Source organism: Nocardioides xinjiangensis (genome assembly GCF_017916385.1).
GTDB classification, from domain to species: domain Bacteria; phylum Actinomycetota; class Actinomycetes; order Propionibacteriales; family Nocardioidaceae; genus Nocardioides; species Nocardioides xinjiangensis.
Genome location: NZ_JAFMSW010000001.1, coordinates 205,766 through 219,115 on the forward strand (window position 1 = coordinate 205,766; position 13,350 = coordinate 219,115).

The 13,350-nt window shown below is 72.9% G+C and carries 15 protein-coding genes; 1 reads left to right on the plus strand and 14 read right to left on the minus strand.

Annotated elements, in window-relative coordinates; all coding sequences use genetic code 11:
- Positions 1-13: 13 nt before the first annotated feature.
- The 8 genes from ruvA to J3P32_RS01030 form a co-directional block, all read right to left on the minus strand.
- The gene (gene ruvA / locus J3P32_RS00995) at positions 14-613 is read right to left on the minus strand and encodes a Holliday junction branch migration protein RuvA (RefSeq protein ID WP_210437884.1); all 600 of its coding nucleotides are present in this window, start codon (positions 611-613) and stop codon (positions 14-16) included.
- Positions 610-1,152, minus strand: coding sequence for a crossover junction endodeoxyribonuclease RuvC (gene ruvC, locus J3P32_RS01000; RefSeq protein WP_210437886.1), 543 nt, complete (start codon positions 1,150-1,152; stop codon positions 610-612). The genes ruvA and ruvC overlap by 4 nt, the downstream gene beginning before the upstream one ends.
- 97 nt (positions 1,153-1,249) lie before the next feature.
- Positions 1,250-2,023 carry a YebC/PmpR family DNA-binding transcriptional regulator gene (locus tag J3P32_RS01005; protein WP_210437888.1) on the minus strand — a complete coding sequence of 258 codons (774 nt, stop codon included), beginning with the start codon at positions 2,021-2,023 and terminating at the stop codon, positions 1,250-1,252.
- A 34-nt stretch (positions 2,024-2,057) separates the two neighbouring features.
- The gene (pdxT, locus tag J3P32_RS01010; RefSeq protein WP_307807628.1) at positions 2,058-2,657 is read right to left on the minus strand and encodes a pyridoxal 5'-phosphate synthase glutaminase subunit PdxT; all 600 of its coding nucleotides are present in this window, start codon (positions 2,655-2,657) and stop codon (positions 2,058-2,060) included.
- 16 nt (positions 2,658-2,673) lie between these two features.
- Entirely contained in the window at positions 2,674-3,582 is a 909-nt protein-coding gene (gene pdxS, locus J3P32_RS01015) for a pyridoxal 5'-phosphate synthase lyase subunit PdxS (protein ID WP_210437890.1), read from the minus strand.
- Positions 3,583-3,647: 65 nt separating this feature from the next.
- Positions 3,648-4,271 carry a phosphatidylinositol phosphate synthase gene (gene pgsA, locus J3P32_RS01020; RefSeq protein ID WP_210437892.1) on the minus strand — a complete coding sequence of 208 codons (624 nt, stop codon included), beginning with the start codon at positions 4,269-4,271 and terminating at the stop codon, positions 3,648-3,650.
- 9 nt (positions 4,272-4,280) lie between these two features.
- Positions 4,281-5,051, minus strand: a complete 771-nt coding sequence (locus tag J3P32_RS01025) for an inositol monophosphatase family protein (protein ID WP_210437894.1) — start codon at positions 5,049-5,051, stop codon at positions 4,281-4,283.
- A gap of 10 nt (positions 5,052-5,061) precedes the next feature.
- Positions 5,062-5,565 carry an HIT family protein gene (locus J3P32_RS01030; protein WP_210437896.1) on the minus strand — a complete coding sequence of 168 codons (504 nt, stop codon included), beginning with the start codon at positions 5,563-5,565 and terminating at the stop codon, positions 5,062-5,064.
- A gap of 23 nt (positions 5,566-5,588) precedes the next feature.
- Between J3P32_RS01030 and J3P32_RS01035 the strand changes: the two genes are divergently transcribed.
- Entirely contained in the window at positions 5,589-6,068 is a 480-nt protein-coding gene (locus tag J3P32_RS01035) for a GNAT family N-acetyltransferase (RefSeq protein ID WP_210437898.1), read from the plus strand.
- Between the two features lie 254 nt (positions 6,069-6,322).
- Here J3P32_RS01035 and J3P32_RS01040 read toward each other — a convergent pair whose 3' ends face one another.
- From J3P32_RS01040 to J3P32_RS18060, 6 genes are all read right to left on the minus strand, one after another.
- On the minus strand, positions 6,323-7,753 hold the full coding sequence (locus J3P32_RS01040; protein ID WP_210437899.1) for an HNH endonuclease signature motif containing protein: 1,431 nt from the start codon (positions 7,751-7,753) through the stop codon (positions 6,323-6,325).
- A 124-nt stretch (positions 7,754-7,877) separates the two neighbouring features.
- Positions 7,878-8,189, minus strand: a complete 312-nt coding sequence (locus tag J3P32_RS01045) for an aminotransferase class I/II-fold pyridoxal phosphate-dependent enzyme (RefSeq protein ID WP_210437902.1) — start codon at positions 8,187-8,189, stop codon at positions 7,878-7,880.
- Between the two features lie 9 nt (positions 8,190-8,198).
- Positions 8,199-9,365, minus strand: a complete 1,167-nt coding sequence (locus J3P32_RS01050) for a MalY/PatB family protein (protein WP_210437904.1) — start codon at positions 9,363-9,365, stop codon at positions 8,199-8,201.
- Positions 9,362-11,356, minus strand: a complete 1,995-nt coding sequence (gene thrS / locus J3P32_RS01055; RefSeq protein WP_210437906.1) for a threonine--tRNA ligase — start codon at positions 11,354-11,356, stop codon at positions 9,362-9,364. Before thrS ends, J3P32_RS01050 begins: the two co-directional genes overlap by 4 nt.
- Before the next feature lie 81 nt (positions 11,357-11,437).
- Positions 11,438-12,391 (minus strand): SDR family NAD(P)-dependent oxidoreductase, encoded by a 954-nt coding sequence (locus J3P32_RS01060; RefSeq protein ID WP_210437908.1) that lies wholly within the window; start codon positions 12,389-12,391, stop codon positions 11,438-11,440.
- A 78-nt stretch (positions 12,392-12,469) separates the two neighbouring features.
- A complete protein-coding gene (locus J3P32_RS18060; protein ID WP_210437910.1) occupies positions 12,470-13,330 on the minus strand; it encodes a DICT sensory domain-containing protein in 861 nt (286 codons plus the stop codon).
- Between the last annotated feature and the right edge of the window lie 20 nt (positions 13,331-13,350).

The following is a 13,350-nucleotide window of genomic DNA, read 5'->3' on the forward strand; positions in this document are numbered from 1 at the left end:
GTCCCGCCCCGGCTCACGCCTTGCTCAGCGTCCGCAGCGCGGCGCGCAGCAGCGCGCCGACGTCGGGCGAGTCGCCCGCACCGGGTGCGACGGCCTCGACCGCCCTGTCGGCCTCCTTGGCCGACCAGCCGAGCCCGATGAGGCCCTGCTGCACCTGGTCGCGCCACGGTGCGGAAGCGGGCGCCGCGGCGGCGGGGTGGTGGACGCCGACCGGCGGGCCGATGCGGTCCTTGAGCTCCAGGATGATCCGCTGGGCGCCCTTCTGGCCGATCCCCGGCACCCGCGTGAGCGCCTTGACGTCCTCGGTGGTGATCGCGCGGCGGACCTCGTCGGGGCTCATCACCGCGACGATGGCCTGGGCGACCTTGGGACCCACGCCGGAGGCGGTCTGGACGATCTCGAACACCTGCTTCTCGTCCTCGTCGCGGAAGCCGAAGATCGTCAGGCTGTCCTCGCGCACGACCATGCTCGTCGGCAGCGTGGCGGCCGCGCCCACCCGGAGGGTCGCGAGCGTGCCGGGCGTGCACATGAGCTCCAGCCCGACGCCGCCGACCTCCAGCACGGCGCTCGACAGGGTCACGGCGGCGACCTCGCCGCGCACGAAGGCGATCATCGGGTCCTCACAGGGTTCGGGTGCTGGGCGCGGGCCCGGGCGACCGCGGCGTCGATGCGCGACGTCGCGGAGCCGCGCCACACGTGGGTGATGGCGAGCGCCAGCGCGTCGGCGGCGTCGGCGGGCCGGGGCGGCTCGGCGAGGCGCAGGATGCGCACGACCATCGCGCCCACCTGCGCCTTGTCGGCGCGGCCGTTGCCGGACACGGCGGCCTTGACCTCGCTCGGGGTGTGCATGGCGATGGGCAGGCCGCGGCGGGCGGCGACCACCAGGGCGATGCCGCTGGCCTGCGCGGTGCCCATGATCGTGCTGGAGTCGGAGCGGGCGAACACGCGCTCGACCGCGACGGCGTCGGGGCGGTGCTCCTCGATCCAGGCGTCGAGCCCGCGCTCGATGCTGACCAGCCGCTCGGCGATCGGCAGGGTGGAGCTGGTGCGGACCACGCCGACGTCCACCATGGACAGCGGGCGGCCGACGCTGCCGTCGACGACGCCGACACCGCAGCGGGTCAGACCGGGGTCGATGCCGAGCACCCGCATGCCGCCACCCCTTCCGCCGCCCGGCCCGTCCGAACACATGTTCGCCCGCCCACGCTAACCCGCAGGGCACGCGGGACGGCGTACGACACGCGGCGGGTCAGGCGTCGGCGCCCTCGAGCTCGGCCATCACGTCGGCGGGGATGTCGACGTTGGTGAAGACGTCCTGCACGTCGTCGAGGTCCTCGAGGGCGTCGACGAGGCGCAAAACCTTGCCGGCGCCCTCGGCGTCGACGGGGATCTCCAGGCTCGCCACGAACTCCACGTCGGCGGAGTCGTAGTCGATGCCGGCCTCCTGCAGGGCGGTGCGGACGGCCACGACGTCGGTGGCCTCGCTCTGCACCTGGAACGCGTCGTCGAGGTCGTTGACCTCCTCGGCGCCCGCGTCGAGCGTCGCCTCCAGGACGTCGTCCTCGGTGACCTCGCGGCCCTCCTGGGACTTGGGCACGACCACGACGCCCTTGCGGTTGAACAGCCGCGAGACCGAGCCGGGGTCGGCCATCGTGCCGCCGTTGCGGGTCACGGCGGTGCGGACCTCCATGGCGGCACGGTTCTTGTTGTCGGTGAGGCACTCGACGAGGAAGGCGACGCCCTGCGGGCCGTAGACCTCGTAGGAGATGCCCTGGTAGTCGACGCCGCCGGACTCGGCGCCGGAGCCGCGCTTGACGGCCGAGTCGATGTTCTTGTTGGGGACCGAGCTCTTCTTGGCCTTCTGGATGGCGTCGTAGAGGGTCGGGTTGCCGGCGGGGTCGCCGCCGCCCTGCTTCGCCGCGACCTCGATGTTCTTGATCAGCTTGGCGAAGAGCTTGCCGCGCTTGGCGTCGATCGCGGCCTTCTTGTGCTTGGTCGTTGCCCACTTGGAGTGGCCTGACATGGATCCCTCAATCTGTCGCGGTTCGTGTGGTGCGTCACCGGGCCGAGCGCACCAGGTCCACGAACATGCCGTGGACCCGGTCGTCGCTGCCGACCTCGGGATGGAACGAGGTCGCCATCAGGGGGCCTTGACGGACCGCGACGATCCTACCCGCGGCGGGTCCGTCCTCCACCCGGGCCAGCACCTCGACGTCGTCCTCGACCGCCTCGACCCAGGGGGCGCGGATGAACACCGCGCGGACCGGCTCCGCGAGCCCGGCGACGTGCAGGTCCTCCTCGAAGGAGTCCACCTGGCGCCCGAAGGCGTTGCGGCGCACGGTGACGTGCAGGCCGCCGATCGTCTCCTGCCCCGCCGCGCCGTCCTCGATCCGGTCGGCGAGCATGATCATCCCGGCGCACGTGCCGAACGCGGGCAGCCCGCCACGCACGGCCTCGCGCAGCGGCCCGAGCAGACCGAAGATCGTGGCGAGCCTGCCCATCGTGGTGGACTCCCCGCCCGGGACGACGAGCCCGTCGCAGGCGGCGAGCTCGGCGGGACGGCGTACGGTGATCGCGTCGGCACCCAGCGAGCGCAGCGCGACGAGGTGCTCGCGCACGTCGCCCTGCAGCGCCAGCACGCCGATAGTGGGGGTCACGGACGCGCGGGGTGCGTCACCAGCCGCGCTCGGCGAGGCGGTGCGGCTGGGGGATGTCGTCGACGTTGATGCCGACCATCGCCTCGCCGAGGCCGCGGGAGACCTTGGCGACCACGTCGGGGTCGTCGAAGAACGTCGTCGCCTTGACGATGGCCTCGGCGCGCTGGGCGGGGTTGCCGGACTTGAAGATGCCCGAGCCGACGAATACGCCCTCGGCGCCGAGCTGCATCATCATCGCGGCGTCGGCCGGGGTGGCGATGCCGCCGGCGGTGAAGAGCACGACCGGCAGCTTGCCGGCCGCGGCGACCTCCTTGACCAGCTCGTAGGGCGCCTGGAGCTCCTTCGACGCGACGTAGAGCTCGTCGTCGGCCATGCCGTGCAGCCGGTTGAGCTCGGCGCGGATGGTGCGCATGTGGGTGACCGCGTTCGACACGTCCCCGGTGCCCGCCTCGCCCTTGGAGCGGATCATCGCAGCGCCCTCGGTGATCCGGCGCAGCGCCTCGCCGAGGTTGGTGGCGCCGCACACGAACGGCACGGTGAAGGCCCACTTGTCGATGTGGTGCGCGTAGTCAGCCGGGGTCAGCACCTCCGACTCGTCGATGTAGTCGACGCCGAGCGACTGCAGCACCTGGGCCTCGGCGAAGTGGCCGATGCGCGCCTTGGCCATCACCGGGATCGAGACGGCCTCGATGATGCCGTCGACCATGTCGGGGTCGCTCATGCGGGAGACGCCGCCCTGGGCGCGGATGTCGGCCGGGACGCGCTCGAGCGCCATCACCGCGACCGCACCCGCGTCCTCGGCGATCCTCGCCTGCTCGGGGGTGACGACGTCCATGATGACGCCGCCCTTCAGCATCTCGGCCATGCCGCGCTTGACGCGGCTGGTGCCGCGCTCGATGGGGGTCTCGGGGGTGTGCTCAGCCATGCCTGGATCGTAGTGCGGACTCATCCCAAAGGATGCATCCGGGCGGCGACCGGAGGAGGACCGGACTAGGCCTGCGAGCCGGCGCGCGCCAGGGCCTGGCGGCGGACGACCCAGATGCGCTGGACCACCGTGACGGTCGCCGCGATCGCGAGCGCCCACAGGCTGACGTGGAGCAGGATCCAGAGGTCGAACAGGTCGGCGAAGAACGCCGGCACCAGCATGCCGACGAGGCGGTCGGGGCGCTCGGCGATCCCGACCTTGGCGTCGTAGCCGAGGTGGTCGGCCTTCGCGCGGGCGTACGACGTCACCGCGCCCATCACGAGCACGACGAGGCACAGCACGAGGTAGAGGCGGCTCTCGTGGTGCCAGGCGAAGAAGAGCGCCAGCCCGCCGAACAGCGCGCCGTCGGCGACCCGGTCGAGCGTGGAGTCGAGGAACGCGCCGAAGTCGTCCGTGCGGCCGGCCTTGCGGGCCATCGCGCCGTCGACGAGGTCGCTGAAGACGAAGGCGGTGATGAACAGGACGCCCTGCCACACCATGCCGTTGGGGAAGAAGTAGAGGGCGCCGAAGCTGACGCCGAGCGTGCCGACCAGCGTCACCGCGTCGGGGCTGATGCCCAGACGGATGAAGAGGTTGACGAAGGGGGCGAGCACCACGCCCTGCCAGAACTGCTTGAACCTGTCGAGCACGTCCGCAGGCTATCGGGCCAGCAGCGCGGCGCGGACGTCCGCCACCGCGGCGGGCGCGCCGGTGACGGTCCAGTCCACGCCCGACGCCGGCACGACGAGGGACGCGCCGCCGGCGCCGCGGATGATCGCGGCTCCCGGCAGGCGGTCCCAGTCGGCGACGGAGTGCTGGAACAGCACGTCCCACTGCCCCGACGCGATCGCCATGACGTCCATCGTCCCCGACCCGAGCATCCGCAGGGTGCCGACCTGGCCGAGCGCCCGCGCGAACGCCTCCCACACGCGGCCGCCGTAGAAGGGCGGGTGGAGATAGGTCGCCGCGCAGCGCTCGTCACGGGGCGTGTCGGGCAGCGGCGCCAGCGGCGCGCCGTCGCAGGTGCTCGGCAGGTCGGGCCCGCCGACCCAGGTGCGCAGCGACGCGGCGTGGTGCACGGCGCCGAGCAGCACGTCGTCCTCGTCGTGGAGCGCGATCGCGCTGCACCACCAGTCGCTGCCGCGGGTGAAGTTGTAGGTGCCGTCGACGGGGTCGATGACCCAGGTCCGGCCCGAGGTCCCGGGCCGCGACGTGCCCTCCTCCCCCACGATCGCGTCGTCGGGCCGCTCGGCCGCGAGCCGCTGCACGATCAGGCGCTCCGCGGCGGTGTCGGCCTGCGTCACGACGTCGGACCCGCTGGTCTTGCGCGAGACGTCGAGGCCCTCGACGCGGATCCGGGCCGCCAGCAGCGCCGCCTCGCGGACCACGTCGGCGGCGAGGTGGGCGTCCGCGGCGAGTCCGGAGGTCACGCCGGCGACCCTACCGAGGGGCGCCGGGCCAGGCGTCGGCGAGCAGGGCGCGCGTGTCCTCGAGGAGCTGGGGCAGCGTCTTGGTGCCGCCGACGACGGTGATGAAGTTGGCGTCGCCGGTCCACCGGGGCACGACGTGCTGGTGGAGGTGGTCGGCCAGCGAGCCGCCCGCGGCCCGGCCGAGGTTGAGCCCGACGTTGAACGAGTCCGGGCGGCTCACCGCGCGGATCGTGCGCAGCGCCTGCTGGGTCATCGACATCAACTCGCCGGACTCCTCGGGCGTGAGGTCGGCGAGGTCGGCGACGTGGCGGTAGGGCAGCACCATGAGGTGGCCGGGGTTGTAGGGGTGCAGGTTGAGCACGGCGTACGCCACCTCGCCGCGCGCGACGACGAGCGACTCGCCGTCGGGGTGCCCCGGGATGGCGCACAGCGGGCAGCCCTCGTCGTCGACCGCGGTGCGGACGTAGGCCATGCGGTGGGGCGTCCAGATCCGCTCGAGCCCGTCGTCACTCATGGCGGCGATCCTAGGCTGGGGCCATGACGTCGATCCGCCCCGCCGTCCCCGCGGACATGGCCGCGGTCGCCGACGTGTGGCACGCCGGGTGGCACGACGGCCACGCCGGTCACGTGCCCGCCGGGCTCGCCGCCGCTCGCACGCTCGAGGCCTTCCACGAGCGGACGCCGTCCCGCGTCGCCGACACGGCGGTCGCGGTCTCGGACGACGGCACCGTGCTCGGGTTCGTGATGGTCGTCGGCGACGAGGTCGAGCAGCTGTTCGTCGCCGAGGACGCTCGCGGCACCGGGCTCGCCACCGTGCTGCTCGACGAGGGCGAGCGACGCGTGGCCGCCGGCGGGCACGAGGTGGCGTGGCTCGCCGTCGTGGTCGGCAACGCCCGCGCGCGGCGGTTCTACGAGAAGCGCGGCTGGTCCGACGCCGGCGACCTGCCCTACGAGGTCACCGCCGGTGGCGAGCGTTTCGTGTCGCCGTGCCGCAGGTACGTCAAGCACGTGCGCTGACCGCGAGCTCGCGCCCTCTGCGGCACGGAGGCGCGGTCCCGGTCATGTTGCAGAGATTGCTCGTGGTGCGTCGAAGGCGACCACGCCACCACCGTGCGCCCGCCATGCCGGTCAGCCGGGATGCGACCGGGGTCGAGTCCGCCGTGCCCGGTCACCGGGTCGCGACGCACGCGACTGCGGTGTGGTGAACCGGCTACGCGGCGCGGGCATGGGCGGAGCTCCGCCGACTCATGGCGGCGGGGTCCGGTGCGGGGTCATGGTCGGCGGGGTCGCGGGACGGTGGGCCGATCGGGTTGATCGGGTGGGTCGAGCGCTGTGGTGCCGGTGTGGTCGCGTCGGTAGTGGTGGCCGTGGGGGCTGGTCCACTCGAAGATGCCGTTCGAGGTCATGCGGTAGTGCCAGGCGGTGTGGGTCTTGAGGCGGTGGTGGGAGCGGCACAGGGCGGCGAGGTTGTGGGTCGCGGTGGGGCCGGGTTGGGGCCGGCCGTCTGGGTCGGCGTGGTGGTCGTAGGCGATGACGTGGTCGATGTCGCAGCTGCGGGCGGGGCGGGTGCACCAGGGGAAGACGCAGGTGCGGTCGCGCAGGGTGACGTGTTCGCGGATCCGGTCGGGGATGGCATAGCCCGGCGCGGTCAGGTCGGTGTTGAGGTCCATGACCGGCTTGACGGTGACCTTGGTGCGGCTGTCGCCGCACCAGCTCCTGACCTGGTCGAGCAGCAGCAGCCGCTGGCGCTCCTCGAGCCGGCCGGTCGGACCGAACACCGTGTGCCCGTCGGGCGTGAACGTGGCGTCGAAGTGGGCGCGCAGGACGACCTCGCGGGCAGCCGGCAGCCCGTCGCCGCCCCGGGTGCCTTCGACGCCACGCGTGCCTGAGGTGTGGAGGTCGAGGGCGGTCTGGGTGCGGGCGAGGTCGCCGAGGGCGGCGGCGCGGCGGGCGTCGAGCGACGCGTTGGAGCCGAGGGCCTTCAACGTCTCGGCGCCGTGGGCCAGGGCGCGGTCGAGGTCGAGGGCGTCGGCGATGTCGAGCTCGGCCTCGAGGCGCATGGTGCCGGCGTAGTGCACGTCCTCGTCGTGGACGGTGGCGTGGCGCCGGTCGATGGTGAGGTGGCCGTCCTCGGGGTCGGCGGTGGGGTCGGGTGTGGCGAGGTGGTGGCGGGTGATGGCTTCGGCCACGAGCCGGTCGAGCTGTGCGGGTCCGACCTTGCCGGCGACGGCGGCGACCTGGGTGTCGACCCAGCCTGCTGCGTCGACGGTGAGCGCCGGGGTGGCGTGGATGGTGGCCTCGGCGACGGCGCGGGCCCGCCATGGCGGGACCTGTCCGGCGTGGACCTGCGCCCACAGCCGCGGCAGGCGGTGCCGCAGCTCCAGGGCGTGCCCGACCAGCCGTTTGGCCGCGGTGGTCGAGACGCCCAGCACGGCGCCGAGCTCGGCGATGCAGAACTCCGCCACCAGCGGGCACCCGTCGCCGGCGATGGGCTCCTCGTGCTCACACGACGGCACAGTGAAGGTCGCGGCGGAGTGGATCGACTCCGGCGGGTGGAGGTCGGCCCAGCGGGCCGCGAGGTCGAGCTGGTCGGCGGCTGCGCGGTGCTCGGCCGCACGGCGCTCGCGGAGCAAGGACAGCAGCTCGGCGGCGGTGAGGTCCTCCACCTCAACCGCCTCGGATGCCGCCGATTGATCGATCATGTGTTCGATTCTAGGTGACACCACCGACATCTGACACGGCTCGAAGAACATCTGTGGACAAGACCGGACACGCATCGTCGCCTGCCGCGCAGCCGCCGGCACACCCGACCGCCACCACGGACGCCTAGACCCAGGCCGTCGCGAGCCTCTCGACGATCTGCGTGAGCCGCTCGGGCGAGGTGGCGAAGTTGAGCCGCACGTGGCCGATCGAGCCCGAGGCGCACGCGTGTCCCGGGCTAGGCTTGACCCGACCGCGCTCGAGCGCCACGGCGGCCGCGTCGTCGTGACCGTAGGCCGAGGCGTCGAGCCAGGCGAGGTACGTCGCCTCCTCCGGAAGCATCCGGACGTCGGGGAGGTGCTCGGCGAGGAGGTCGACGAGGAGCGTGCGCTGCTGGTCCAGCCGCTCGACGAGCGAGCCGGCACATCCCGCCGCCACCGCGGACGCCTAGACCCAGGCCGTCGCGAGCCTCTCGACGATCTGCGTGAGCCGCTCGGGCGAGGTGGCGAAGTTGAGCCGCACGTGGCCGGTCGAGCCCGGGGCGTACGCGTGACCCGGGCTGAGCTTGACCCGACCGCGCTCGAGGGCCACGGCGGCCGCGTCGTCGTGACCGTAGGCCGAGGCGTCGAGCCAGGCGAGGTAGGTCGCCTCCACGGGACGCATCCGGACCTCGGGGAGGTGCTCGGCGAGGAGGTCGACGAGGAGGGCGCGCTGCTGGTCCAGCCGCTCGACGAGCGAGGCGAGCCAGCCGTCGCCGTGCTCGTAGGCCGCGCGCGCCGCGACCGCTCCGAGCGGCGACCAGGAGTCGTTGCGCGACATGGGCTGCTCGGCCAGCCGTCGACGGGCAGCCGCGTCGGGCACGACGAGCTGGGCGCAGCGGAGACCGGCTGTGTTGAAGGCCTTGGACGCCGCCACCACCGCGACCGCGTGGTCGTGCGTTCCGTCGATGGACAGGTAGCTGACGTGCTCGGCACCGGGCAGCACGAGCGGGGCGTGGATCTCGTCGCTCACGACGCGGGCGCCGTGGCGCACGACGACGTCGCGGACGCCCTCGAGCTCGGCGCGGGTGAACGCACGGCCCCACGGGTTGTGCGGCTGGGTCAGCAGCAGCGTCCGCGCCCCGTCGGCGAGGAGCCGGTCCAGCCGGTCGAGGTCGATCTCCGCGCGGTCGGCCGTGGCGGGCACCTCGAGCAGGTGCTCCTCGCGTCCGGTGACGCGCGCGAGCCCGTGCTGCGCGTTGTAGCCCGGGGTCGGGAACACCACCCCGCCGGGGTCGCTCAGCACGTCGATCACGAGCCGGACCCCGGCGGTCACGTCGACGACCGGGTGCACGGCCTCCGGCTCGGGCGCCCAGCCGAAGTGCCGCGCCGACCACTCGGCGTACGACGTCGCGAGACCTGCGTCCCAGCCGTCCGGCGGGTAGCCGGTGATGCCGTCGGCGAGCATCCCACGGACGGCGTCCAGCACCACCGGGTCGACGGCGTAGTCCATCTCGGCGACCCACGCGGGGAGCACGCCCTCCGGGACCCCCCACTTCAGCGGCAGCCGGCGCCGCGCCTCCTCCTCGGAGAGGTCGACGACCGGACGGCGCCCGCCCGGGTCAGCCGTGGTCACACCTGCTCGCGCGACGCCACCGCGCGCGCCACCCGCTCGATCGCCTCCGCCAGAGGTACGCCGTTGTCCTGGCGCCCGTCGCGGTAGCGGAACGACACGGCGCCGGCCTCGACGTCGTTGTCGCCCGCGATCATCATGAACGGCACCTTGGCCAGCTGCGCGTTGCGGATCTTCTTCTGCATCCGGTCGTCGGAGTCGTCGACCTCCACCCGCAGCCCCTGGGCCTTCATCTGCCTCGCGATGTCGAAGAGGTAGTCCTCGTGCCGCTCGGCGATCGGGATCCCCTGGACCTGCACCGGCGCCAGCCAGGGCGGGAAGGCCCCGGCGTAGTGCTCCACGAGGACGCCGATGAACCGCTCGATCGAGCCGAACTTGGCGGAGTGGATCATCACCGGCTGCTGCCGGCTGCCGTCGGCGGCGACGTACTCCAGGTCGAACCGGTCGGTGGCGGGCTGGTTGAAGTCGTACTGGATCGTCGACATCTGCCAGGTGCGGCCGATCGCGTCCTTGGCCTGGACGGAGATCTTCGGGCCGTAGAACGCGGCACCGCCCGGGTCGGGCACGAGGTCCACGCCGAACTTGCGCGCCGCGGTCTCGAGCACCGAGGTGGCGGTCTCCCACTGGTCGTCGGAGCCGATGAACTTGTCGGGCTTGGAGTCGTCGCGGGTCGACAGCTCGAAGTAGTAGTCGTCGAGGCCGAAGTCCCGCAGCAGGCCGGTGACGAAGGTGAGCAGGTGCTCGACCTCGGCAGGTGCCTGCTCGGGGGTGACGTAGGAGTGGGAGTCGTCCTGGGTCATCGCCCGCACCCGCGTCAGTCCGTGGACGACGCCGGACTTCTCGTAGCGGTAGACCGAGCCGAACTCGAAGAACCGCAGCGGGAGCTCGCGGTAGGAGCGCTGCCGGGAGCGGTAGATGAGGTTGTGCATCGGGCAGTTCATCGCCTTGAGGCGGTACTCGGCGTGCTCCATCTCCATCGGCGGGAACATGGTGTCCGCGTAGTAGGGCAGGTGCCCGGAGGTGTGGAACAGCCCGTCCTTGCTGATGTGCGGCGTGCCGACGTAGTCGAAGCCCTCCTCGAGGTGCCGGCGCCGGACGTAGTCCTCCATCTCCCGCTTGATCACGCCACCGCGGGGGTGGAAGACCGCCATGCCCGAGCCGATCTCGTCGGGGAACGAGAAGAGGTCGAGCTCACGGCCGAGCTTGCGGTGGTCGCGCCGCTCCGCTTCCTCGATGCGGTGGAGGTGCTCCTCCAGCGCCTCCTTGCTCTCCCAGGCGGTGCCGTAGATGCGCTGGAGCTGCTTGTTCCGCTCGTCGCCGCGCCAGTACGCCGCTGCGCTGCGCATCAGCTTGAACGCCGGGATCCGCTTCGTGGTGGGCAGGTGCGGGCCGCGGCACAGGTCGGACCACTTCACCTCGCCGTTGCGGCCGACGTTGTCGTAGATCGTGAGCTCACCGCCGCCGACCTCCACGCTCGCGCCCTCGGCGGCGTCCTCCGCGCCGGCGCCGCCCTTGAGACCGATGAGCTCGATCTTGTAGGGCTCGTCCTTGAGCTCGGTGAGGGCGTCGGCGTCGGTGGTGACCCGCCGCTCGAAGCGCTGGTTCTCCTTGATGATCTTGCGCATCGCGGACTCGATCTTCACCAGGTCCTCGGGCACGAACGGGGTCTCGACGTCGAAGTCGTAGTAGAAGCCGTTCTCGACCGGCGGCCCGATGCCGAGCCGGGCCTCGGGCCAGATCTGCTGCACGGCCTGCGCCATCACGTGCGCGGTCGAGTGGCGCAGGATGTCGCGGCCGTCGGGGCTGTCGATGGCCACTCCCTCGACCTCGTCACCGTCGGCGAGCTCGTGGGCGAGGTCCTTCAGCGCGCCACCGACCCGGGCGGCGACGACGTCGGGCTCGTCGCGGAAGAGCTCCCAGGCCTTGGTGCCCGTCGTGACCGTGGTCTCCGCACGCTGATCGGCGTGGATGCGGACGACCGTGATGTCGGACACGAGGGCTCCTTCAGGGGCTGGACGGATGTCCCCGCGATGCTATCGGCCGCCCTCCGAGCGGCTCACCCCGGTTTCGCCGCGTCAGCGGCCGTTCAGCCGCCGGCGCACCACCTCGGCGACGTTGGCGCCCATGGCGAGGAGCGCGTTGGCGTGTCCCCCGCGCAGCCCGTTGTGCTCCTGGCGTGACTCCAGCACGTTGCCCGGGCCGGACCTCGGAGGGGTGGTGAGGTCCTGCGCGGCGATCGCGAAGAGCGGTCCCACGAGGCGGTCGTAGGCCCACGGCAGGGCGGTGAAGCCGAACCGGATCACGTCGTTGGCGATCCCCACCTGGCCGCCGCGGCGCCGGCCGTCGGCCACGGCCAGGATGCGCGCGGCGACGTGCTCGGGGGTCGCGACCGGGAACGGCGGTCGGCCCTCGGAGTCGCCGTACGTCGCGGCCTGGCGGTAGATCGGGGTGTCGACGCCGCCCGGGGCGACGTACTCGATGCGGACGCCCTTGCGGTCGCGGTTGTCGAGCTGGAGCTGGCGGACGAGGCCGCGCACGCCCCACTTGCTGACGACGTACGGCGCCATGTCGGGGACGCCCAGGTGGCCCACGACCGAGCCGACGAGCACGATGCTGCCCTCGTCCTGGTCGCGCAGCACCGGCAGCACGTGGCGGGCGAGGTTGACCGAGCCGAGGAGGTTGGTGCGCACGACCTGGTCGAAGACGTCGACGGGGACCTCGTCGATGCGGCCGTACGCCACCACGCCGGCGCTGCCGACCACCACGTCGAGACGTCCGTGGCGGGCCATGGTCGTGGCCACCGCGGCGGCCACCTCGGCGTCGACGCTGACGTCGGTGGGCTGCACGGTGACGGAGGCCGCGCCGAGCTGCTCGCAGGACTCGGCGACGGTCTCCAGCGCCTCTCGTCCGCGGGCGAGCAGGACGACGTGGTCCCCACGGCTCGACGCCTGTTGGGCGACGGCCTGTCCGATGCCGCTGGACGCACCGGTGACCAGGACGACGCGAGGGGAGGGATCTGTGTCGGGCATGCGCACTGGTACCCCGGGGACGGGCGGATCAGTCAGCCCGGCTCGAGCGCTCCGGCCCGCACCCGCGGTCCGGGCGCGTCACCGCACGTCCCTGGCGTCGAGGTAGCCGACCACCCGGTCGAAGAGCTGCATCGCGCGGTGCAGGTCCTCGGACGCGGCCACCGGGTCGGGCTGGGGCGGCAGCGCCGGACCGCTGCGCCAGTCGGGGCGCAGCTCGTCGGCCAGCGACGAGGCGATCCGCCCGGCGTCGCGCACCACGACCGGGTCCACCGACCACACCGCCTCGAAGGAGCGGCCGGGACCGGCCGGCTGGCCGGGCCGCTCGACCGCCACGAGGCAGGCCGGCAGGTCCGCGGCGTCGCAGACCACGATCCACTCCCGGTTCAGCGGCGACTCGTGCGGCAGCGCCACCTCGACGAGCGCTCCCGGCTGCACCGGGGCGGGGTCGACGAGGTCGGCGAAGACGACCGCGCGCCGGGCCGTGCGGGCCAGCTCGCGCCACCGGTCGTAGGAGGACCGCAGGAAGTCCTCGCGCTGGAAGCCGCCGAACAGGAGGGGGTCCGCGGCCCGGGCGCAGCACTCGTCCTCGATGGCGTGGCTCATCGCGACCAGCGTGCGCCGGGTGAGCACCTGCGGCCGGAGCAGGGGGTGGCGTCGTCGCAGCTCGGCGAAGAGCGAGCCCGAGCGGGCGGCCGGGGCCTCGACCTGCTGCACCGCGCGCTGCACCGCCGCCGCAAGCGACAGGCCCGCACGCCGGCGCGCCTGCACCGCCAGCACGGCGTCCACGTCGGCCTCGCTGTACCGGCGGTGACCGCCCGCCCGGCGGCTGGGCCGTGGGAACCCGTAGCGCCGCTCCCAGCTCCGGAGGGTCGTGATCGGGACTCCGGTCCTCTGGGCGAGGTCGCCGATGGTCAGGGTGACACGTGAACCGGCAGCCATTCGCCCACTCCTTCACCTCA

What these genes read in the sequence shown, in the direction of transcription:
- ruvA (WP_210437884.1), bottom strand. Translation starts at nt 613, where the DNA reads ATGATCGCCTTCGTGCGCGGCGAGGTCGCCGCCGTGACCCTGTCGAGC.
- ruvC (WP_210437886.1), bottom strand. Translation starts at nt 1,152, where the DNA reads ATGCGGGTGCTCGGCATCGACCCCGGTCTGACCCGCTGCGGTGTCGGC.
- J3P32_RS01005 (WP_210437888.1), bottom strand. Translation starts at nt 2,023, where the DNA reads ATGTCAGGCCACTCCAAGTGGGCAACGACCAAGCACAAGAAGGCCGCG.
- pdxS (WP_210437890.1), bottom strand. Translation starts at nt 3,582, where the DNA reads ATGGCTGAGCACACCCCCGAGACCCCCATCGAGCGCGGCACCAGCCGC.
- J3P32_RS01030 (WP_210437896.1), bottom strand. Translation starts at nt 5,565, where the DNA reads ATGAGTGACGACGGGCTCGAGCGGATCTGGACGCCCCACCGCATGGCC.
- J3P32_RS01035 (WP_210437898.1), top strand. Translation starts at nt 5,589, where the DNA reads ATGACGTCGATCCGCCCCGCCGTCCCCGCGGACATGGCCGCGGTCGCC.
- J3P32_RS01040 (WP_210437899.1), bottom strand. Translation starts at nt 7,753, where the DNA reads ATGATCGATCAATCGGCGGCATCCGAGGCGGTTGAGGTGGAGGACCTC.
- J3P32_RS01060 (WP_210437908.1), bottom strand. Translation starts at nt 12,391, where the DNA reads ATGCCCGACACAGATCCCTCCCCTCGCGTCGTCCTGGTCACCGGTGCG.
- J3P32_RS18060 (WP_210437910.1), bottom strand. Translation starts at nt 13,330, where the DNA reads ATGGCTGCCGGTTCACGTGTCACCCTGACCATCGGCGACCTCGCCCAG.